The sequence below is a fragment of the Candidatus Thiodiazotropha sp. AKAK2 genome (assembly GCF_058244685.1).
On record NZ_JBSYOP010000033.1, the window covers coordinates 333,051 to 356,715 of the forward strand.

Annotated in this window: 16 protein-coding genes; 6 read left to right on the top strand and 10 right to left on the bottom strand. The window is 51.2% G+C overall.

The features are described from left to right. The first annotated feature begins 109 nt into the window (after nt 1-109). The 3 genes from phaR to phbB all read left to right on the top strand — a co-directional run bounded on the left by phaR (nt 110) and on the right by phbB (nt 2,129). Nucleotides 110-565 (top strand): polyhydroxyalkanoate synthesis repressor PhaR, encoded by a 456-nt coding sequence (gene phaR / locus AC4IE8_RS16760; RefSeq protein WP_068987184.1) that lies wholly within the window; start codon nt 110-112, stop codon nt 563-565. Nucleotides 566-789: 224 nt separating this feature from the next. Beyond that, nucleotides 790-1,161, top strand: coding sequence for a phasin family protein (locus tag AC4IE8_RS16765; RefSeq protein ID WP_068987185.1), 372 nt, complete (start codon nt 790-792; stop codon nt 1,159-1,161). A gap of 218 nt (nt 1,162-1,379) precedes the next feature. Next, nucleotides 1,380-2,129: an acetoacetyl-CoA reductase gene (gene phbB, locus AC4IE8_RS16770; RefSeq protein WP_068987186.1), complete on the top strand. Its 750-nt coding sequence runs from the start codon at nt 1,380-1,382 to the stop codon at nt 2,127-2,129. A 725-nt stretch (nt 2,130-2,854) separates the two neighbouring features. Here the strand turns inward: phbB and AC4IE8_RS16775 are convergent. The 3 genes from AC4IE8_RS16775 to ppdK all read right to left on the bottom strand — a co-directional run bounded on the left by AC4IE8_RS16775 (nt 2,855) and on the right by ppdK (nt 9,264). After that, a complete protein-coding gene (locus tag AC4IE8_RS16775; RefSeq protein WP_490791507.1) occupies nt 2,855-3,658 on the bottom strand; it encodes a hypothetical protein in 804 nt (267 codons plus the stop codon). 81 nt (nt 3,659-3,739) lie between these two features. After that, nucleotides 3,740-5,875, bottom strand: a complete 2,136-nt coding sequence (lpdA, locus tag AC4IE8_RS16780) for a dihydrolipoyl dehydrogenase (RefSeq protein WP_068987187.1) — start codon at nt 5,873-5,875, stop codon at nt 3,740-3,742. A 602-nt stretch (nt 5,876-6,477) separates the two neighbouring features. Then, complete coding sequence (gene ppdK / locus AC4IE8_RS16785) at nt 6,478-9,264, bottom strand: pyruvate, phosphate dikinase (protein WP_068987188.1); 2,787 nt, start codon at nt 9,262-9,264, stop codon at nt 6,478-6,480. A gap of 272 nt (nt 9,265-9,536) precedes the next feature. Between ppdK and AC4IE8_RS16790 the strand changes: the two genes are divergently transcribed. Beyond that, nucleotides 9,537-12,419 carry a valine--tRNA ligase gene (locus AC4IE8_RS16790; protein ID WP_068987189.1) on the top strand — a complete coding sequence of 961 codons (2,883 nt, stop codon included), beginning with the start codon at nt 9,537-9,539 and terminating at the stop codon, nt 12,417-12,419. 147 nt (nt 12,420-12,566) lie between these two features. On the opposite strand, the gene AC4IE8_RS16795 is transcribed toward AC4IE8_RS16790, so the two are convergent. From AC4IE8_RS16795 to AC4IE8_RS16815, 5 genes are all read right to left on the bottom strand, one after another. Beyond that, entirely contained in the window at nt 12,567-13,745 is a 1,179-nt protein-coding gene (locus AC4IE8_RS16795) for a DesA family fatty acid desaturase (RefSeq protein ID WP_490791515.1), read from the bottom strand. A gap of 196 nt (nt 13,746-13,941) precedes the next feature. Further along, nucleotides 13,942-15,144: a GAK system CofD-like protein gene (locus AC4IE8_RS16800; protein ID WP_068987231.1), complete on the bottom strand. Its 1,203-nt coding sequence runs from the start codon at nt 15,142-15,144 to the stop codon at nt 13,942-13,944. A gap of 195 nt (nt 15,145-15,339) precedes the next feature. After that, entirely contained in the window at nt 15,340-15,987 is a 648-nt protein-coding gene (locus AC4IE8_RS16805) for a Crp/Fnr family transcriptional regulator (protein ID WP_068987191.1), read from the bottom strand. A gap of 222 nt (nt 15,988-16,209) precedes the next feature. Further along, nucleotides 16,210-17,604 carry a cytochrome-c peroxidase gene (locus AC4IE8_RS16810; protein WP_068987192.1) on the bottom strand — a complete coding sequence of 465 codons (1,395 nt, stop codon included), beginning with the start codon at nt 17,602-17,604 and terminating at the stop codon, nt 16,210-16,212. Between the two features lie 198 nt (nt 17,605-17,802). Beyond that, nucleotides 17,803-18,108 (bottom strand): nickel-binding protein, encoded by a 306-nt coding sequence (locus AC4IE8_RS16815; RefSeq protein WP_068987193.1) that lies wholly within the window; start codon nt 18,106-18,108, stop codon nt 17,803-17,805. 201 nt (nt 18,109-18,309) lie between these two features. Between AC4IE8_RS16815 and AC4IE8_RS16820 the strand changes: the two genes are divergently transcribed. Further along, complete coding sequence (locus tag AC4IE8_RS16820; protein ID WP_068987194.1) at nt 18,310-18,663, top strand: DUF4870 family protein; 354 nt, start codon at nt 18,310-18,312, stop codon at nt 18,661-18,663. A gap of 79 nt (nt 18,664-18,742) precedes the next feature. After that, entirely contained in the window at nt 18,743-19,510 is a 768-nt protein-coding gene (locus tag AC4IE8_RS16825) for a hypothetical protein (protein WP_068987195.1), read from the top strand. Between the two features lie 14 nt (nt 19,511-19,524). Here the strand turns inward: AC4IE8_RS16825 and AC4IE8_RS16830 are convergent, their stop codons facing one another. After that, entirely contained in the window at nt 19,525-22,752 is a 3,228-nt protein-coding gene (locus AC4IE8_RS16830; protein WP_068987196.1) for an EAL domain-containing protein, read from the bottom strand. A 2-nt stretch (nt 22,753-22,754) separates the two neighbouring features. Continuing rightward, complete coding sequence (locus AC4IE8_RS16835) at nt 22,755-23,633, bottom strand: substrate-binding domain-containing protein (RefSeq protein ID WP_490791508.1); 879 nt, start codon at nt 23,631-23,633, stop codon at nt 22,755-22,757. Nucleotides 23,634-23,665 lie beyond the last annotated feature (32 nt).

The following is a 23,665-nucleotide window of genomic DNA, read 5'->3' on the forward strand; positions in this document are numbered from 1 at the left end:
TCACGAATCGATCTGTTACGGCAGATAATCCAGATCACCTACGGTTTCTAGGTTCAATGGCCTGATTGTTGTAAACTGGTGCAATTGATTAAGCAACAGCGTCAGGAATATGTCAGATCGTCTTATCAAAAAGTATCCCAATCGCCGGTTATACGATACTGAGCAGAGTAAATACATCACCCTTTCACAGCTGCGCCAGCTGATCGTCGGCGGTGAACTCATCAAAGTCATCGACTCAACCACGGAAGACGACATCACCCGCACCATTCTGCTGCAGATCATTCTGGAGAGCGAGTCCGGTGGTAACCCTCTGTTTACGGCCAACATGCTCTCACAGATCATTCGCTTTTACGGCGGCACTCTGCAGGGTATCTTTGGTAACTATCTTGAGCAGAGCCTGGGGATGTTCACCACCCAACAGGAGCAGATCCGCAAGAACATGGGTGAAGACCCCTTTACCGCGATGACAAATCTGGCTCAAAACAATATGAAATTGTGGACCGATATGCAGAAAGATTTTTTTTCCGCAGCCGGTTTTTCCAGCCCCAAGAAGGAGGAGAAGTAACAATTCCCCTCCATTTTCAGCAATAAACGAAAACAGATAATCATCTGTTTTTATTAGATAATTTTCTTTCTTTTCTGATCATCCATCTGAGTGCACAGCGGCTTGTGCGCTACGACAGCAAATATTTTGTGCGCCGCACAATTTTTTTCTTGACACGCCCTCGAATCTGCCTTATGCTGCACCGCAACAATGCTGCAACGCACAACCAACTAGGAGCACATACCATGGCAAACGCAAAAGAGAGTATCGAGATGATCAATGAGTTCAACACGACCGGTTACGACAGTTTCCGTCAGCTGACCGACATCAGCCTGAAAACCTGGAACCAGGTGATGGAAGCTCAGATCAACACGGTCAGTTCCCTGATGAACACCAGCATGGAACAGCTGAAACTGGTTTCTGAAGCGAAAGACTACCATGAAGCCGTTCGTGGCCAGATGGACCTGACCCGCAAGCTGGGTGAAGAGCTGATGACCAAAACCCGTGAGGCTGTTGAAATGAGCCAGAAGACCGGTGAGGAAGTCCGTAGCTGGTACGAGAGCAACCTGGCTACTGCCAACGAGCAGATCAGCAAAGTCGCTGAGAAAGCCGCTTAATCGCAAGCTGACCAGCTGCCGTGAAAACCGGCGCCTCGTGCGCCGGTTTTTTCATAAAAGGCAGGCTGAATGACGATTCCCAATGTTCTGCTCGCGCCCATCACGCGGTGTTTCGACTCAAAAAGTCATCCTGGAACAGCAGAAACAAGTGGTAGGGATTACCGAAAATCGTCATTAAGATGAAATCCGAAATTTCTTAAAGATGAGGACATAGAATAATGAGCTGTAAAGACAAACTCGCTGTTGTCACAGGTGGTCTGGGTGGTATCGGTACCGCTGTCTGCCTGCGTCTCGCCGAAGAAGGTGCCAAGGTTGTTGCTACTTGTCATCCTGCCGAAGCCGATCAAGTTGATGCCTGGAAAAAGGCCCAACAGGAGCAAGGCGCTCAGGTCGAAGTTGTTGCAGGCGATGTTTCCACACCTGAAGGTGGTGAGAGCCTGATGAGTGAGATTGTCGAAAAATTTGGTCAGGTCGATATTCTGGTCAATTGTGCCGGTATCACCCGTGACACCACCATGAAGAAGATGACTTCTGATCAATGGGATGCGGTGATCGACACAAACCTCAACAGCGTATTCTATGTCACCCGCCCAGTCTGGACCGGTATGGTTGAGCAGGGTTTTGGTCGGGTTATCAATATCTCCTCGGTCAACGGTCAGCGCGGCCAGTTTGGACAGACCAACTACTCAGCCGCGAAAGCCGGCATGCATGGCTTCACCATGGCTCTGGCCTACGAAGGTGCAGCCAAAGGCGTTACCGTCAACACCGTTTCACCCGGGTACATCGAAACCGCGATGACTGCGGCGATGCGTGACGATGTTCGCGAGGCCATCATTGGCGGCATTCCAATGCGCCGTATGGGTCAGCCGGAAGAGATCGCCCAGGCTGTTGCCTTTCTTGCGGACGATGCCAGCACCTATGTGACCGGCGCCAATCTGCCCGTCAACGGTGGACTGTTTATTCACTAATCATCACTTCTCCCTCGAAAGTGATTTTTTCTACCCGGCATCCCCTGCCGGGTTTTTTTTGCCGTTTAAATGGGGCACACCCGCTCACCCTCATGGGCAAAACTGTCATTGCTGGTCGTAAGGGAGAGACGAAGATAACCCGAAGAGGGCTTACAACTTGGGTGTTGAGGCAGGTTTATAGCCGGTAGTTAGCCACGTACAAAAATTCCAGATAGGGATATCGGGCTGATCCGTTAGAGGCTGATGTCGTAGGGGTCATCACCAAAAGGATCTGGCCATGCCGGGTCCTCGGGCCATACGTTAAATTGTTGAGTACTGCTTAACATCTTGTCTCTCCGATTGGTTTTCTTACTTCTATACTCGCAATATCGGTGCCACAAGAAATAACCGTTTGATTTATATCAACAAAGCAAACTGAACAATTCACAATTCATGACAGGTGTAAATAAATTCGACGCCGAAAACGCCAAAAAAGCACACCATTTCGGTAATATTCAACAAAAGTTGTCTAGGTGGTTGAATAAACTCAGCCTGAACACCTGAACAAATTGTTAAGAATTCCGACACTTTAGGGCCTGTAGACACGAGTCCATTACGTCTTGATGGGTCTGTTTTTTTGTGCCCAGCATGGCAGAATGAGCTTGGTGTAGCCCGGCTACAACAGACCCACCCCTTGAGGCACAACAGGACGCATTGGATTCGTGTTTATTGGCCCAAGCAGCGGACTACTCACACAATTCGAAAAAGTCGTTCTGCTTCGCCAAGACATCCCGACACTGGGCTGTCGCATAGGTAAAGCCGCCTGGAACCGAGAACTTATCCTGTTTTTCCATGGTTACCAGCTGATTGGCAGCGCCGCATGATTCTCGCTCAGCGCATTGATTCTGTTTACCACAAACCTTGAGTTGCAACGTTTCACAGGGTGTCTTTTCCCCGGAGGATCGCTTACAGGTTTTAAAAAACTCCTCGTTGCCGAGTCCCTCCAGGCAGTGTGTGGAGGATTCCAGCACCATACCCGCCCAGCTCTCGTTCAGCTCTTCCCGTTCCATGGCTAACAGTTGGCGGGCGGGATTACAAGCGGGTTGATCACTGCACTCATTATGTTCACCACAGACCTTTCTCACCAGCTGCATACAGGCCGCGTTGAGCCGGTCGCGCTCCTGTTCACGCTGTGCTTCGATGATTGCCACATCTTTGATCACAACCCCGTTACGTACGATGATCACCGCACCATTGTCCAGGCTGTGCACGCCGTCCCAGAGCGGCGAGCTGATCCCTTCAGCGGTACGGGTGACCTTATTGGTGTTGGGATCGATCGCTATTTGACTGCCATCCTGCAGAGCACCTTGCCAGGCATGACTATCCGCGAATCCCTCGCTGGCAAAAAAGAGCAGCCCAACCAGGGCTAACAAGCGCTGCGGTGCATAGTGGCCATTTACCCGGCGAGATCTCGCTTCAGGCCGGTTCTCTGTCTCTGTCTGGTGCCGTGTTATCAAAAGAACTGTTCTGATCATGCGACGCAACAGCATGGTTTCACCTCATCAGGGTTCTGTCGACGAATCGGGAGCCGACAGAATATCACAGTTCATACGACGTCAGAGAGTACCTTTTCAACCTCTCCGCCAGTCATGAAAGCGCTCCACCCAGGCCAGCAGCCCCTCCGGTTTGTGAGCACGCTTCCATGATCCTGCCACATACTTGTTGGCTTCGAACAGGGTTGGATAGATATGTATGGTGCCAAGTATCTTGTTCAAGCCGAAACCATGCTTCATGGCTGCGGTGAATTCACCGATCAATTCACCCGCATTCTCCCCCACGATGGTGGCACCCAGCACCCGGTCTTTTCCCGGCGGTGTCAAGACCTTGACCATACCGCGGGCCTCTCCTTCAGCAATCGCACGATCCAGTTCAGCAAGATCGAAGCGGGTCACTTCGTAGTCGATGCCCTGTTGCTGAGCCTCCAACTCATTCAGCCCCACCCTGGCAACCTCCGGATCGGTAAAGGTGGCAAACGGGATCACCGAATAGTCCACTTTGAAGCGGCGAAACAAACCGAACAGGCTGTTCACTGCGGCATACCAGGCCTGATGTGCTGCGGTATGGGTGAACTGATAGGGACCAGCCACGTCACCACAAGCGTAGATGGTGGGAATCGAGGTTTGCAGATACTCATCGGTTGCCAGGGTTCCATTGGGGTTGAGAGCAACTCCCAGCTCCTCCAGGCCAAACCCGGTTGTGTTGGGTTTTCGTCCTACTGCAACCAACACCTGATCGAAAGTCACTTCCACTTGCTCCCCATTATGTTCACAGATCAACACCTGCCCCCCATCCTCCTGGAAAAACTCCACCGCCTTATGACCGACCAACAGCTTAATCCCCTCTTCCCGAAAGCGTTCTGCCACCAATTCGGCCACATCCTCATCCTCCCTGATCATCAATCTCGGCATCATCTCGACAATGGTCACCTGACTGCCGAATCTGGCAAACGCCTGCGACAGTTCGCAACCAATCGGACCACCGCCCAAAACCAACAGGCGTTCCGGCTTCTCCCGCAACTGCCAAAGATTGTCGGAAGTCAGATAGTCTGTCCTGTCGATTCCTTTGATCGGTGGCACAAAGGGTCTGGCGCCGGTGGCAACGATGATATTCTGAGTTCTGAATTCGATACCGTTCACTTCGACACTGTAGGGGGAGGTGATCTTTGCATCACCCTCGACTACATCCACACCCAGACCGGTATAGCGATCCACCGAGTCATGCGGCTCCACCTGTTTGACCACCCGCTGCACCCGTTGCATGATCTCACTGAATTCATATTTCACGTCGATTGCATCGAACCCCCACTCCTGTGCACGTCGGGATTGATTAAGTATACGGGAGCTGCGAATCAGCGCCTTCGAGGGCACACAGCCCGTATTGAGACAATCCCCACCCATCTTATGCTTCTCGATCAGGGTAACCTTGGACTTCACGGCGGCTGCGATATAGGCCGAGACCAGACCCGCCGATCCGCCACCGATAACAACCAGATTACGGTCGAAATCCGAGGGTCGCTGCCACCCTTTCAGGGCTTTTCTCTGTTTGATCATGGCAACCGCTTTTTTCGCCAGCAGTGGAAACAGACCAAGTAGCACAAACGAGCCGATCAGTGCCGGAGAGAGTATGCCGGAAGCACTCTCCAGAGAAGCCAACTGGGTGCCTGCATTCACATAAACAATGGTACCGGCCAACATTCCGAGCTGACTGACCCAGTAAAATGTCCAGGTACCGAGTGGCGTCAAGGCCATCAGCAGATTGATCACGAAAAATGGAAATATGGGCACCAGGCGCAGGGTAAACAGATAGAACGCACCATCCTTCTCGACCCCTTCATTGATCGCTTTGAGACGATCGCCATATCTGGATTGAACCGTATCCCGTAGCAGGAACCGGGCAATCAGAAATGCCAGGGTAGCGCCGATGGTGGAGGCAAAGGAGACCAGTATCAGTCCCCAGACAAAACCGAATACCGCACCGACGGCCAGGGTCATGATCGCAGCGCCAGGCAGTGACAGTGCGGTAACCGCAACATAGACGACAAAGAAGCTGACACTGGCCAGAAGTGGCTGTGCATCCTTCCAGGCGATAATCGCATCCCGCTGGGATTTTAAGTATTCGAGGGTCAGGTATTGGTCTAGGTCGAATACGAAAAACAGTATGATGGCAATCGCGATAACCGACAGAAGAACAAGCTTGCGTGAGTTCATGGAATAAATTCCTTATCAAATTTGTTTTTTGTTATTGAACTACGCTCTATCCTAGCAGATGGATTCAGACCCTAACTGAAAGAAGACAATCACAGTGTTCAGACCCACCGTGGATGATGGCTTGCTAACTGGTCAGACTGATTTTAGCCGGGACATGATCACAAAATCTGTTGCGCACGTCTTGCGGTGCTTAGCATTCATTTGTGAAATACATTACTCAACGGGCTGCAGCACTTTCTGGATCCCGGCATTCGCCCGCTATGTCGGGAATAGATACGTTTCATCTGGCTGAAAGCTATGCAGCACTTGATTTTGATGGGTATAAGCCATAGCAATGACTCACAATCAAAGATTCATATTCTGCACAAGGCAATACAAAACAGACTTGAATGGTGCTTACTCAAACCCGATTTGGTGGGGCATGGCCCCACCCCACCACCGATTTCAGGATGTAGGGTGGGGCCATGCCCCACCGAATACGCTGATGCTCAGGCTAGTAATCAGGTGAAGCATCACCATGATCATCGAATAAACACAAACGCACTGATTTTTTCCGCACAGCAGTAGGCAATCTCCGGAACACAGAAATTTTACTGGCGCCGTCAGTTTTGTTTTGTATTGCCTGAACCATTCAACAGACTGGCGTGAGCGGCAGCCAGCCTGGCTACCGGCACACGGGGCGCCGAACAGGAGACATAGTTCAGACCGGCCCGATGACAAAATTCGATGGAGCTGGGATGTCCGCCATGTTCACCGCAGATACCCACACTGAGTTCCTTTTTGTGTTGACGCCCCCACTCCACAGCCAGATGCATCAGTTTGCCGACACCTTTCTCATCCAGCACCTCAAATGGGTTGTCCTTCAGAATGTCATTCTGGTTATACATGGGCAGAAATTTGTTCTCCGCATCCTCCCTGGAGAATGAGAAGGTGGCCTGGGTCAGGTCGTTGGTGCCAAATGAGAAAAACTCCGCCTCTTCCGCCAGTGAGTCGGCCCGCATACAGGCCCGCACCACCTCGATCATGGTGCCGAAACGGAAGTTGATCTTATGTCCGGATTTCTCCTCCACATCGGCGCGAATCTCATCCACCATCTCTCGCACCTTCTTCAACTCTTCAACGGTACACACCTGGGGCACCATCATTTGCGGATGTACTTCCAGATCCTTGGCGGCACACTCGGCAGCCGCTTCCAGAATGGCGCGGATCTGCATGGAATAGATCTCAGGAAAGGTAATACCCAGCCTCACCCCTCGATGCCCAAGCATCGGGTTGGTCTCGGTCAGGGTTCTGACCTTACGCAGCATGGTCTCCTTTTTCTCGATCGCCTGCTCAACCAGACTCTCATCCACCAAATGACGCAGTGAGTCAGCCTCCTGCTTGGCATTCTCCGGATCCTGCAGCAACATCATGCTGCCGGCCAGTACATTCATTCCCCGCACGGAGTTTCGCAGATGCTGCAACTCCTCCAGATCGAGCAGCAACTGCTGCTCTGTCGGCAGAAACTCATGAATGGGTGGGTCCAGCAGACGGATGGTCACCGGCATGGGTGACATCACCTCGAGGATCGACTTGAAATCACCCCGCTGCATGGGTAGCAGTTTATCCAGGGCCGCCTGGCGCTGTTCCGGAGACTCCGCGACGATCATCTCGATCACCACCGGCAGTCTGTCCACTGCATTGAACATGCGCTCGGTACGACAGAGTCCGATCCCCATGGCGCCATATTTGAGCGCCCGCTTGGCATCGGTTGGGGTATCCGCATTGGTCATCACCCGCAGGTAGGCAACCTCATCGGCCCAGCGTAACAGGCGATTCAACTCCTCGGTAAAATCGGGTTCCACCATGGGAAGCTTGCCCAGATAGACATTACCGCTGCTGCCGTCGATGGTGATCATGTCACCTTCCCGAATCACCGTGCCTTTGGCAATCGCCTCCCGCCGCTGCACATCCACACTGATGCCTTCGGCACCCGCCACACAGGGCTTACCCATACCCCGGGCGACAACTGCGGCATGGGAGGTCTTGCCACCACGACTGGTGAGAATACCCTCTGAGGCAAAAAAGCCATGGATATCTTCCGGCTTGGTCTCCTCTCTCAACAGGATCACCTGCCGCCCCTGATCCTTACCCATCATCTCGGCCCGATCCGCGTCGAATACCGCCACACCACTGGCAGCACCCGGCGATGCGGGCAGCCCCTGGGCGATCGGCTCGGCTTTCACCACATTGTTTAAACGGGGATAGAGCATCTGTTCCAGATAGGCAGGATCAATGCGTAACAGGGCTTGTTCGCGGCTGATCAGCTCCTCTTCCACCATCTCCACTGAGGTGCGCACCATTGCCATGGCATTCATCTTGCCGTTGCGGGTCTGCAGACAGTAGAGCGTGCCCTGTTCGATGGTGAATTCGAAATCCTGTATCTCCTTGTAGTGCGCCTCAAGCTTCTGCCGCAGAGTCTCCAGTTGAGTGGCCATCTCCGGCATCTCATCTGTCAGGCGGGCAATCGGCTTGGGTGTGCGGATACCGGCCACCACATCCTCTCCCTGGGCGTTGACCAGATATTCACCGAACAGTTTGTTCTCACCGGTACCCGGATTACGGGTGAAGGCGACACCGGTAGCTGAATCGTTACCCCGGTTGCCGAACACCATGGTGCAGACATTGACGGCCGTGCCGTTAGCCATATCGGGCGTGATGTTGAACTGGCGGCGATAGTCCACCGCCCGTTTGCCCATCCAGGAGCCGAAAACCGCCTTGATGGCGATCTCCAACTGCTCATAGGGATCTTCCGGAAAGGGACGCCCGGTCTGCTGTTCGAACACGGTCAGAAAACGCTCACTGATCTCCTGAAGATCTTCAGCGGAGAGCCCTACATCCTCGTTCACATGGGCATTCTGCTTGACCGCTTCGAACTCCTCATCGAAGGCCTCATCAGGAACCCCCAGGGCGACCTTGCCAAACAGCTGGATGAAGCGACGATAGGCATCGTAACCAAAGCGAGGGTCGCCGGTCTGTTCGATGACCCCCTGCAGGGTTTTACTGTTGAGTCCAAGATTGAGGATGGTATCCATCATTCCGGGCATCGACATGGCGGATCCGGAACGCACCGAGACCAGCAGCGGATTGGCCGGATCACCGAAACCCTTGCCGGTGGACGCCTCTACCTGCTGCATGTGAGTACGCACATCTTCCATCAATTCGGTGGGCAACACTTTGTTTTCGTTTGCCAGATAGTCGAGACAGGCTTCCGTACTGATGACGAAACCCGGTGGCACATTCAAGCCGAACTGGGTCATTTCACAAAGGTTTGCACCTTTGCCTCCGAGCAGTTTCTTGTTTTTTCCGTCACCCTTATCGAATGCAAAGACATGTCGTGAATTACTCATGGTGTCGCTTCTCCCTTGGTTTTTATAGTCGCCCAATAGTGTTCAGGTCTGTTGTGAAGCTATGATCAGCGCGAAGAAAAAGACCACCCTCCCCAGTCCTTGTCTTCACAGCAAGATTGCAATATCTGCCGTGGGGGCTGTTATCGCTGATCCAATCGGTGCTGTTGGCCTATTTATCCGGGACAACACAAACAGTTTGGAATAGTGTTAACAGACCCGTGTTCAAGCAGGTTATAATACTCCTTTTTTGTTGCTAGACCATTAATAGATCCATGGAAAAAACCTACAACCCACACGCCATTGAGCAAAGCTGGTATCAGACTTGGGAGGAGCGCGGTTATTTCGCACCAACCAAAACAGACGGTGACAGTTACTGCATCATGATTCCCCCACCCAATGTCACCGGCAACCTGCACATGGGACATGGGTTCAATAACACCATCATGGACACACTGATCCGCTATCACCGGATGAAAGGTGACCAGACACTCTGGCAGCCCGGTACCGACCATGCCGGTATCGCCACCCAGATGGTGGTGGAGCGCCAGCTTGAGGCGGAACAGAAAAAGCGCCACGACCTGGGACGGGAGAAGTTCATCGAAAGGATCTGGGAGTGGAAACAGGAGTCCGGCGGCAACATCACCCGGCAATTGCGCCGGCTGGGCTCCTCCCTCGACTGGCAACACGAACGCTTCACCATGGATGACGGGCTCTCCGATGCGGTCAAAGAGGTATTTGTCCGACTCTACGAGGAGGGACTGATCTATCGGGGTAAGCGCCTGGTCAACTGGGATCCCAAACTGCACACCGCGGTCTCCGATCTGGAGGTACTCTCCGAAGAGGAGAATGGCTACATGTGGCATATGCGCTACCCTCTGACCAACGGCCAGGGCCATCTGATTGTCGCCACAACCCGCCCGGAGACCATGCTGGGTGACTGCGCGGTTGCGGTGAATCCGAGCGACGAACGCTACAAGCATATGATCGGTGAGTTGCTGGAGCTGCCGCTGACCGGCCGCCGGATCCCGATCATCGCCGACGAGGAGCATGTCGACCCTGAATTCGGTACCGGCTGCGTGAAGATCACACCGGCCCACGACTTCAACGACTATGCGGTCTGGCAGCGTCACCGGGATGAGATCAATATCAGTGAACAGATCCACGGCGGTCTAATCAACATCTTCACCATCGATGCGGCGATCCGCGACAATGAGACGGAAGAAGGTAGCCTGCTGCCCCAGAAATATGTGGGCCTGGACCGCTATGAAGCGAGAAAACTGATGGTGGCCGACCTGCAGGAGCAGGGATTGCTGGAGAAGATCGAGGATCACAAACTGATGGTTCCCCGGGGGGACCGTTCCGGCGCGGTCATTGAACCATTCCTTACCGATCAGTGGTATGTGAAGATCGCCCCCCTGGCCAAACCGGCCATTGAGGCGGTAGAGAGCGGTAAAATCCGTTTTGTCCCGGACAACTGGAAAAACACCTACTACGAGTGGATGCGCAATATCCAGGACTGGTGCATCAGTCGTCAGATCTGGTGGGGACACCGGATACCCGCCTGGTATGACGATGAGGGCAATGTCTATGTGGGTCGCTCCGAAGCGGAGGTGAGAAGCAAGCACAATCTTGCGGATGACTATCTGTTGCGACAGGACGAGGATGTGCTCGATACCTGGTTCAGCTCCGCCCTGTGGCCCTTCTCTACCCTGGGATGGCCGGAGCAGACCGAGCGTCTGAAAGATTTCTACCCAACCAATGTGCTGGTCACCGGTTTCGATATCATCTTCTTCTGGGTGGCCCGGATGATCATGATGGGTCTGAAGTTCATGGACGATGTGCCCTTCAAGGAGGTCTATGTGCATGGCCTGGTGAGGGATGGCGAAGGCAATAAAATGTCCAAGTCCAAAGGTAATGTGCTCGATCCCATTGATGTCATCGACGGCATCGACCTGGAGTCCCTGGTCAGCAAGCGCACCAGTGGCATGATGCAGCCCCATCTGGCGCAAAAGATCGAAAAGATGACCCGCCGAAGTCTGCCGGACGGCATCCCCGCCTTCGGCACTGACGCGATGCGTTTCACCTTTGCCGCACTGGCCGCCACCGGCCGTGACATCAAGCTCGATATGGGACGTATCGAGGGCTATCGCAACTTCTGCAACAAGCTCTGGAACGCCGCCCGTTATGTGATGATGAACGTGGAAGGCCAGGATTGCGCAATCGGCGAAATCAAGACCGGACACTCAGCCGCAGCCAGCAGGCTGCAGCGCTCCCTGGCTGACCGTTGGATCCTGTCGCGCCTGCAGAAGACCAAGCAGGCAGTGGCCGATGCCATCGACGGCTACCGTTTCGATCATGCCGCCCAGGCGATCTATGAGTTCACCTGGAACGAGTATTGCGACTGGTATCTGGAACTCTGTAAACCGGTGCTCAACAACGAGCAGGCCAGTGACGAGGCGAAACGGGGTACCCGACGTACCCTGGTGCGGGTACTGGAAAATCTGTTGCGACTCACCCATCCGGTGATGCCTTTCATCACCGAAGAGATCTGGCAGCGTGTTGCCCCCATAGCCGGTGTCGTTGCGGCCACTGCGGGAGACATGCCAGCGGAATCCAGCGCAACGATCATGAATCAACCCTACCCTAAAGCACGTCAGTCTCTGATCGATGAAGCGGCTGAAAGTGAGATGGCCTGGGTGATGCAGTTCATCCTTGGCATTCGAAAGATCAAAGGTGAGATGAATATTGCCCCCGGCAAGCCGGTGCCTGTGCTGCTGGCCAATACCAGCGAGAGTGACAAGCAGTATGCGGAACGGCATCGCCCGTTTCTCGATTTTCTGGCGAAGACCGAATCGATTGAGATCCTGGCCCCGGAGGATAAGGAACCGGAATCCGCTACTGCCCTGGTGGGTGAGATGAAAGTGCTGATCCCCCTCGCCGGCCTGATCGACAAGGCCGCTGAAATCAAGCGACTGGAAAAAGAGATCAACCGCCTGCAATCTGATGCGGAGCGTACTGACAAAAAACTCTCCAACCCCAACTTTGTCGACAAGGCGCCTGAAGCAGTTGTTCAGAAAGAGCGAGACAAACTGGCGGAAAGCCGCAAAGCGTTGGAAAGCCTGCAGGCTCAGTTGGAGAAGATTCAGCAGTTGTAGTCTGCGAGTAAGACTTTTAGGCCGCGAATGAACGCAAATCACCGCTAATGGCCGCAAACACTATTTTATTTTGCGACTCTTATTTGCTTTCAACTGCGGCCTAAATTGTCTTTTCCAATAGCAGGTTTTTAGCGGCGAATCGATCACTCACCGCACCGGCGTCATACTATAGCGACGCAGAAAAGCTGCGAACTCCTGCAGTGCCTCCACCCCGCTGGTCTCTGCCTGGGCACACCATTGACTGAGTGCTTCGAGACGCTTCTCATGGCTCGATGCCTGCTGCTCCCAGATCTTCTGCAGTCGCAGTTTAAACTGATAGACATTGTCCAGCGCACTGTTGTGATCAAGAATATCCCGCAGTTGCTGGCGATCATTGTCAGTCAACAACATCGCATCCCGACGAACCAGACGCTGTGCATTACGGTAGAGCCGTCGCAAGGGCTTGTCCGCCTGACGAATCTCGGCACGAAATACCGGTTTCAGAACCCGACGGCGATAGTCACTGAAAAGCTGCAACCGATTCACGGTCAAGGCTTTGATCGCATCCAGGTCAAGTTGAGGCCGCTCCGCAACGAAGGCGCGCTTGGGAGCCACCTTGAGTACCTTTGCCAAACGCAGATAGGAGAAGAGCTTGATATAGAACCAGCCCAGATCGAACTCGAACCAGCGATTGGACAACTTGGCGGAACTGCCAAACGCATGGTGATTGTTATGCAGCTCTTCACCGCCAATCAGAATGCCCCAGGGAACAATATTGGTTGATGTGTTGGGGATCTCAAAGTTTCGGTAGCCCCAGAAGTGGCCAATGCCGTTGATCACCCCAGCCGCCCAGAATGGAATCCAGATCATCTGTATCGCCCAGACGGTGATTCCGGCCGGCCCCAGTAGGATAAACTCCACCACCAACAACAGACTGATACCTAAAAAGTTATGGGGTTGGTAGAGTTTCCGTTCGATCCAGTCATCTGGAGTCCCTTTCCCGTAACGCTCCAAGGTCTCCTGATTGCCCGCTTCCGCCTTATAGAGCTCAGCCCCCCGCCATAACACGGTGCCCAGCCCCCGGGTCTGAGGGCTGTGCGGGTCACTCTCGGTTTCGCACTTTGCATGGTGTTTGCGATGTATGGCCACCCACTCCCGGGTCACCATACCGGTGGTCAACCAGAGCCAGAAGCGGAAAAAATGGCTGATCACTGGATTCAGCGTCAGGGCTTTGTGGGCCTGATGACGGTGCAGAAACACCGTAACCGAAACAATTGTGATGTGGGTAAGCCCCAAGGTCAGAAGAATAACTTCAAGTAGAGATAGATCGAACAACCCATTGAAAATCATTGAATAAGTACCTACAAATGCAAGCCGACCCTAACCCCATGACCAAGCGTGTCAGCGATTGATCAGCCAGTCAGCAGGTCGATAAAAATCCCCCTGGGCCAATTCCAGCACCGACCCTTTACACTTTATAGCTTATAAAATGGCCTCTGTTCCAATTAAATGCTGAGTGACAGACGAGAGACGATTCATCATCCTAGGCCAATGAGAGCAAGGCGGAAACCAGAAGATTGGCATCATAGTTGGGGGCACTCTGTTGGGTGATCAGGGGTACATCGATCAGCTGAATACCCCATTTTTTCCACAACTCATGTTGTTGATCCGCACTCACTGTGCCGTGCCTGCTATCGAGTAAGACAAAATTCAGGAGTCGTTCGGAGGCGACTGTCTGAGAGGTGCCGGACCGGAGGTAGCGCATCAGTTGCTGCAGGCTCTGATTGAGGTTCATATTAATCTGTTCAGGATCGTCCCCCTGATTGGGCACAAACACTTTCGGGCAGTCGTTGGCTGCGATCGAGGCACCAACCCCCTGTGGCAGCAGATTGGCTATCAGGCTCGAGTAAAAACTGCCCGGAGGATAGCAGATCAACTCAGCCTGCTCGATAAGCCGTTGATTCTTTTTGCGCAGCTTGACCTTCACCGGCTGATAGTCATGCAGCGATTTCGACAGGAACAGATCGGTGACATTCGAGACCAGCGGATCCACCTCTTTCCCGGTCAGCAGATGCTGCCCGATCACCTGACGACCATCCGCCAAATCAGCCGCCAGATGGTAGTCCGCATTGACGATGGCACGCACGGTACCCTGCACACCGACCAGCTTCTCAAACAGAAAAATGACCGGATCGAGATGCTCATGATTATTCAGATATCCGCCGGTCAGAATCAGGTTACCGATACTTGCTCCTTTGAGATTGAAATCCACCGGCATGGCATCATAGAAGCAGCTCAGCAGGTTACGAATGATGCGTCGCATGGGATTCGGCACCAACTCGATCATCGGATGGCGGCCCCGGATCATCATCTCCAGCTGCTTAATCAGCTCAGCTCGTTTGGAATCGTTTGGGAAACGATAGGTAAAGAGCTTGTAGATCTCGGGATGACCGGTCACACTTTCATCCGCCAAGGCCATCAAGCGACTGCGTAGATCGCCGATCGAGGGCATATTGAAAGCCTGGCGCAACTTTGCAGAACTTCCCCCGGAATCAAAAGGGGTTACCAGATGAATTGAGTTATGGGTGTAGTTTTTGAGTATCCGGCTTACGCTGTTCAGAGCGGTACCGCCACTGAAAAAGAGCACTCTGGGGCCCAGTTCCGGTAACCGTTGACAGCGACTGATCTTGATCGGGTCGGGAATGGTAATTGAGCGGGTAACCCGAATCTTGGTGTAGCTGGTCAACTGATCATCCACTGGAATTGAGGCCTATTGGTTTAAAATCGAGGTGCGCTGTCGGAGTAAGTTCATGTCCGACAGGGCCAAGGGAGTGAACTTCCTTTGCATCACATAAGTGAATAATAAACCAGTTGACGATAAATGTGTCCCTGAAGGCCTAGTGGGCCACGCGGTAAATAAGGCAACGATCAGCCGGACCCACTAGAGTTTTGCCGGTTCGATCAGCTGCGCCAGCTTGGCGGCGTCGGTAATGACCACGGCACCACGGCGGGTCTCCACAGCCCCTTCAGCGACAAAGCCCTGCATCAGACGGGCGATGACCTCACGGGTGGTCCCCAGATGTCCTCCCAGTGCCTGCTGGGTCATGCGTAATATACCCTCTTCCGAGGCGTTACTGAGAATGAAGTTGGCCAGACGCTGATCCAGGTTGCAGGCATGTACCTGCTCCAACTCCTCCATCAGGCGGAATACCAGAGAGGAGAGCGCCTTCACCGTCAGATTCTGTACAGTTGATTCAGCTTCGAACAGCTTGCGATAGAGTGCACCCGGAATCACATCCACATGGGTATCCCCATCGGTCTCGACCCAGGCCGGATAACGCAGATCATTGAACAGGCAGTTCAGTGCCAACACACAAGTCTCTCCAGGGTCAAGAAAATAGAGTGTCGCCTCACTCCCCTGGGGGGTGTAAGTAAAGACCCTCAATCGGCCCTGGGTAACCAGATAGGCGCCGGATACCACCTGCCCTTTGTGAATCACCGCGGTAGGTTTTGAAAAACATTTTCGCACGACACCGTTTTCAAACAATTCCTGACCGGATGGCGTGAGCTCGAGAAATGTTTCAGCCACATCTGCTCCTTTACTTCTGAGAACACAAAACCGCCAGCCTGCATCGACAGACCGGCGGTAGCAAATGTTAACCCATGCGTAAGGGGTGGGCAAAAAGCAACGATTTCTTTCAGGTAATGAACGGATTTAGTCAGATGAACAGACGGTTTTATGACCACTACGGCCTAACTCATCTACCGGCCATCCGTTTCCAGTGCACCACGCATCATCTTGGGAAATTGATCATTGGGACACTATAGCTTCATCTCTGCTTCCTTTGGCAAGTTTGATCCGCTCGAGGAGTGTATCGCTGCTGAGCGATTGCAGAAAAGCGACAAGTTCCTCAATTTCTTCATCGTTCAAAGCCGGACGATCAAGCTTGGTCATGACTTTGTGATCATCCGACCAGACCAGATAGCGGCCGGTATGTCCCAACTGAACACTGGACATGATTCGCACCACCTCTTTGAGCTCACTCACTGAACCGTTATGCAGCCAGGGGCCGGTCAAGGCGACATTACGCAGCGATGGTACCCGCCAGCTACCACGACCAGTTCCTGCCATTGCGGCGCCTGTATCCCGGGTCAACTCATACTGCTGCTCAAAAGGGGTTGGATAGATTGGAAATATCCGCAGCGGGGCCCGTGGATCAAACAGACTGGCGCCACTGAAGTTGGGGCCAAAGTGGCAGTTGACGCAACCCAGGCTCTGAAATGATGCCATCCCACGTAACTGTTTTGCCGAGAGCGCATCCAGGTCACCCCGTACAAAACGATCATAAGGGGTATCCGGTGTGATCAAAGTCCTTTCATAGCTGGCGATTGCCTCTGCGATCCGCTCGATATCGATCACTGTATCAGCACCGAAGGCATCGGCAAACAGGGGTATATAGGTTTTGTCGTCCAGTACCCGTTGTACGACCTCATCCCAGGAGGGCATACCCATCTCAATCGGGTTGATCAGTGGACCTTTCGCCTGCTCCTCCAGGGAAGCGGCGCGGCCATCCCAGAACAGCACCGATTGAAACGCGGCATTCCAGACAGTTGGCGCATTACGCCCACCGAGTTGGTTGTTGATGCCCAACGATGTCGGCAGTCCGTCATCCCCGCTGCCACCGATCACATCATGACAGGAGCTGCATGAGAGTGTCCTGTCCCGGGAGAGATTCTTATCGAAGAAGAGTCTTTTACCCAACACGATTTTCTCAGTGGTCATTGGATTGTTTTCCGGTGCCGGCGCCTGATCCGGCAGGGTCTGCCAGACATAGGGGGACGAGCTCCTCGCTACCTGATTACCCGCTACTGGATCCGAATCCAGCGATTGCCAGAGAAATCGTTTTGAGGCCGGTATCCCGAGCAGTGGATCATACTCAGAGATGACTGGCTCCACATCGGGCTGTTCAATGAAAGGCTCGATCACAGCACCGGGGAAATTGGTAACCGTGAGAATTATCATCAATTTGACGGCCAGCGACAGAATCCCTGTACCCAATGCGGTCGCCAGAAACCACTGCCCACTCTTTGCCAGCCGACCTTTAGGCCCAAGATCGTAGCGGACCATGGTGAACAGCACCGCGAGCCCAACCACCAAGGCAACCAGCGCCACACTTAAAAAATTCATAATTGTGAGATTCAACATCAGTTCATCCTCGGCTATTGGCTATCTCCCACAGCCGGGTTCCTGCCGGTTGTGGGTTGATTGGAGATCTATCCAAAGTTCTGATTTGCCCGGCGGGGTTATGATTCACCCCTATCGCCAGGCAACACCACGCTCATTCTGCTTTGCTAGAGACAGAACCGGTCTCATCTGTGCGTGTTGGATTGGTGTTAACAGAACCTAGGTATCACACCGTTGAAAAAAGGTGTCACCCGGGGTTACCGTTGTGACCTCAGTGATGCTGTCAAATGACAACCCAACCCTTTCATGGGCTCTTTGAACGGCTTCTGCATCCTCAGCCATGGTGAAGCAGAATGCCCGGGCATCTTCGTAATTGAGATGAATTCTCAACGGTACAACATCTTCCTCCATACACGCTTGTTCGTATCGTGTATAAAACAGCTCAAATTGCTCCTTTGTCAGTCCTGCGGGAAAGGTTTCATGCTCTTGGCTGTGGGTATCGATAAAGAACTTCATCATTTTCATAGTAATTACCTCTGTTGTAGTCAGGAATTAAACTACAGCAGCCGTTATGCAGCTTCAGTAGCAAATGCTACATAACGAATATCGATTTGATATGGTGTACAATGGTGTCGAAGATCTGGCGTTTTTTCAGGCGTAACAGGGCAAATTGGATCTGCTTAACAAGCCCGGTGGAATCTATAACCGTGAAGATATTCTTTAAGCATGAACAACCCCGCAACTGACCAAACTAAGAATCTTGAGCGCGAGGTAACACTTACCGTTGGAGTCTATGCCCTCCAGGCTGCCTCGTTTCTGTTTGTGATCACGCTCCTGGTGGGTGTGATTATCAACTATGTTAAGCGCGATGACGTCAAAGGCACCTGGCTGGAATCCCATTTCCGCTGGCAGATCAGAACCTTCTGGTTCGTACTGTTATGGTCAGTCATCGGATTTATGACAACCATAATTTTGGTTGGTTATGCGATTCTGTTTATAAATGCGGTATGGTTGATCTACCGCATAGCCAAGGGCTGGTTGAGTCTGCAAGATGAGAAAGCGCTATACCTGAACAGTTAATGGGTAAATAAAACATAGGTCTGACTGCCTTACACAGGTATTCTTCTAAACCAACTTTACACAATTTGATTGATCATCCATGATTTCTGTTATCCGTCTAAAAGAGGCTTTGATACGGGGTGCAATCTGGGCTTTTATCGGTCTCCTTTATGCGATGCTTTTCGTCGTCTTTTCAGCTTTCGCCGAGTTCTGGGAGTTCCCGATTAATTCCTATCTCTTTGCCGGTGTTCTCTCCGCAACCCTTGGCGCATTGATTTACAGCAGTATGCGGCTTGCAGTACTGATGACCGTCATCATTTCACCTGTCTGTATCTTTTTTTTCATATTGGCTGAAAAACCTGTCAATCTCATGATCATTATGATACTCACTGCAGTTTTAGGTGGCATAATCGGTGCTTTGTACGGGCTTTTTTCTATGGGATCAAGAGTCAACCGGGCTGATGCTAAAACCCTGGCTGGTTTCAGTTCCGGTTGGTTGGTATCGATTGTCTATCTTCTGTTCTCAGGTTTTCTGTCGACACTCCCTATTGCTATCATTATCGCCTTGATGTGCCCGCTGACCGGGATAATCTATGTCTTCCTGGTTCCTGGATTTATCAAACTATACGATAACCTTCTACCCCCGATTGGTGACGGCCTGATGGTTGGAGTAGGTGTTTCAGGTTTCGTGACGCTAAGCTTTTTCATTATGATAAGCTCCATTGACAGCGAAATGGCAGGGCCTTTGATCGAGGCATTGACAACCATCCAGTTAAAGCTACCCGATGCTATGGTTGGTGGGATTATAGGCGGAGGATCTGCTGGAGTTCTTTCTGGGCTCTTATTGACCGACTGGCAGGACCTTTAATACATTGACTGATTTCAGCTCTTTTTAACCTTTTTGATACCGGCAGTTTCAAGCAGTTTTTCTACTTTATACTCTTCTACCGGCTTACTGAAAAAGTAACCTTGACCGACCTCGCATCCCTTTTCGATCAACCAGTCAAGCTGTCCCTGCTCTTCGATACCTTCGGCCAATACCGACATATTTAGGCTATGCCCCAAGGCGATCACTGAATTAGCAATACTCTGCTCATTGCTCTCTTTGGTTATATTCCGAATAAAAGATCGATCGATCTTTAGGCGATCGAAGCGAAAATCCTTTAAATAGCTTAATGATGAAAACCCTGTTCCAAAATCATCCAGCGCCAGGCGGACCCCAAGTTCATCCAACGCCTTCAGGGTTTTTCCAACATGTTCCGTATCCTGAAGGAAGATAGCCTCAGTTACCTCTAATTCCAATCTACAGGGTTCTAATCCAGTCTTTTTCAAAGCCTCTTCAACGATAAGCGCAAGATCTGTATGTCTAATCTGTACTGGTGAAATATTGATCGCCATATGTTCAAGAAAGTACCCGTTTTTCTGCCAATGGATCATTTGTCGACAGGCACTGTAAATCACCCATTCACCAATTGTATTGATATCACCCGTCTCTTCCGCCAAAGGTATGAACTTATCAGGCATTACTATCCCATATCCTGGCCGATCCCAACGGATCAACGCCTCAACACCGACAATACGCTGATCACGCAGTGAGAGTTGTGGTTGGTAATGCAGTAACAGCTCACCATGATTAACTGTATCGTGTAATGCTTGTTCTATATCTATCCTTTGCGCTGCTTGTTTTGTTATATCCTCGGTATAGAACCAAAAACGGTTTCTGCCATGCTCTTTTGCTCTGTACATCGCCGCATCTGCATTCCTGATCAGAGTTGTGACATCTTGCGCATCATTTGGATAGAGACTGATACCAAGACTTGCCGTCACAATCATCTCACGACCACTTACTTCAAATGGCAGTTTGAATGTATCAAGAACCTTACCCGCCATATCGACCAGGTTATCCATCTCCTTTATATCTTCAAATATCAGAACAAACTCATCCCCCCCCTGTCTTGAGATGGTATCTATTTCACGAAGATTCGCCTGAAGCCGATTGGATACTGAAAGTAAAAGTTCATCACCGACAGGATGGCCTAATGAATCGTTTATATTCTTAAATCGATCCAAATCAAGAAACATGACAGCTGCCATAATGCCATCCCGGCTTGCTCTGTCGATCGCATGTTGCATCCTGTCATTCAGTAAAATGCGATTTGGTAACCCTGTCAATGGATCATGATGCGCAAGATAATCGAGTTTTTCCTGGGTCTTTTTGATCGGTGATATGTCTGACAAAACTGCCACGAAATGGCTAGCGTCTCGATTGTCATCATAGACTGTACTGATCGTCTCCCATGCTGGGTATACCTCACCGCTCCTTCGCCTGTTAAAGATCTCGCCACACCAACTGCCTTCTTTTCGGATTGAATGCCACATTTCTTTGTAAAAATCATCATTGTGCAGCCCAGATTTAAACAGGCGCGGGTTCTGGCCGATGACGTCATTTTTCTGATATCCATTAATCCCCAGAAACGCCTGATTGACATCGAGAATCTCACCCTCGAGATCAGTAATCATCACCCCGTCATTGGTACTATCGAACGCCTTAGCCCATTGCCTCAGTCGGATATCTGTCTTTTTACGCTCTGTGATATCCTCTGACACACCAAGTAGGAACATCGCCTCGCCACTATCGCTGTAGATCGGAACCTTGCGGGTATGTAGAATCCGTTCTCCAATAGGTGTATTGATACTCTCTTCCGGTATTTCAAGAATCGTTCTGTCCGCTAGTACCTCTCTGTCATTTTTGACAAAATGATCCGCCTGTTGGGCAGGAAAGAAATCATGATCACTCTTTCCTATAAATGCCTCTTTTGGTAAACCTAACAGCTTGACACCAGCACTGTTCATATTGGTAAATTTGAGTGTCTTTGCATCCTTCACAAACAGCATCAGTGGTAGTTGGTCGATAATCGTATTCAATTCATCTTCACGAGACTTGATGTCTCTGATCATCAGATTCATGGCTGCGGCGAGATCACCCAACTCATCATGGGTATCAATTTCAAGTCGCGTGCTGTAGTCTCCTCTACGTAGTTGCTCAACACCATCCATCAATCGAGCCATTGGCCGACGGATAAATTTGTTCAGCGACAGCAAACTCAATGGAATTGCGAACAGCGCAGTAATCAACATAGCCATGATCACCGCATCGCGAGTTTTTTCAGCCGCTATCTGATAGGCACTGACCGGATAACTCGAGATCAAATAGACCGAGTTGTTATCAGGCAGCTGCAATTTAGCAAGACTGAAAAAAACATATTCATTTTCATATAACTGATCACCCACCAGACCTTCATGCAGCAATACCTTCCGCAATGAATCACTGGTTATCAACCTTTCACTATGACTTGATACAACTAGTTGATAATTTGCATCGAAGATATCGAACCTCATTGGTGGGTGTACTGTAGAACGCACAAACTCCTGACCCAATCTGGTTGCCAGTACCACAGTGCCTATTCTTTCAGGTAGTCCATTACCTCTGTTTTTTGTTATCGGTTGAGTATATTGGACCGTCAATCCATTTTTGTCGCGATGGTAAGCAATACCATCAAGCGTCGGCCTATTCTGTTTTATCTGAACATCCAGAGAGTCTCCATAGATCGGCTCCTGTTTTCCTTGAAACTCGTCAGTCCTGATGATATTCAGCGATGCCTTACCGGCCTTATAGCTCTGAATACCCATAGTATATCGCTCATTACCAAATGACACGTAGGTAACCAGATCCCCATCACGGTCATATACATAAACCTCATCAGCTTCCCCTGACTTGACCGCAGCTAAAATACGCACACCAACCTGCTTCTTTTCCTGATCAAAAAGCACAGCATTGTAGTTGAGTATATCTTGATAATTATTGACAAGGTGTACAGACGCGATGATCTGCTCTTCTACTGCGATCGCATCTGCCTCCAATATCAGTTTACGCTCAATTCTTTCAATAGACTTCTTGATATTCTGCACATGAATATCTGTTTCCTTAAGGGCGGAATCCCTGTGATACTCATGCAGACTTTTATTTATAAAAAAACCCGCCGTAACCAGCGACAGAGCGGTTATCAATAAGGTGAACAGTAGCTGCTTGACACTAATTGAGAGAATCATAATTAAAAGATAGGCGGCACCATATCAGCATTTTCACGAGTCACTTTTATGGACTCCAGGATTATTTCCTTCGGTACTTCCTTACCACTCAGTATTTGATTGGCAATATAGGCTCCCTCCTTACCTCCCGTTGGATAGGTAAAGCTGATCGACTGATCCCCATCCCGAATGGCCTGCTGAGCTTCCCGAATATAGTCAATACCGATAATCGGTATGGAACTGGGCTCGATACCGTGCTTTCGCAACACCATTCTTGCACCTGCGGCCATGCTGTCACTTTGTGCATAGATGGCATCAAAAGAGAGGCCCTTTTCGAGTAATTGCTCCAAAGCGAGCATGGTATCCGCTCGCAGGTAGTTACCCACAATGGGGGTAATGGTGATAGCCGGGTGTTGCGCCATAATCTCGGTAAAACTGTCACTTCTGTGTATTGTTGGCGTGGCGCCGGGAACGCCAACCAACATAAGGATATGACCACGATTATTTAGAACTTTAAGCAGATATTCGGCAGCAGCTCTGGCAATTCTTCTATTATCCGGATGTATGAACGTGGTAAATCCGTCCCCATCAATTCCCCGATCGAGCAGCACCACAGGTATGTTCTTGCTATAGACTTTTGTAATGATATCCGTGAGAGCACTCTTCTCTCGTGGACTTACCATCAACAAATCCACTCCACGGCTCACCAATTCCTCGATATGCAGGACCTGCAGTGCGGTATCACCTTTTCCATCGGTATAGATAAACTTTATGTTTGGGTGTCGTTCAAACTCCCTCTTTACCTCCATGACCTGGGCCAGGCGCCAGTCATTTGCCAGCGTATCCTGTGCAAAGCCTACAAGAAAAGCCTCCTCTCCATACAGATCAGGAATTCCGTTCACACAAAGAACACAAAGCAAAAGAAAAAGTTGAG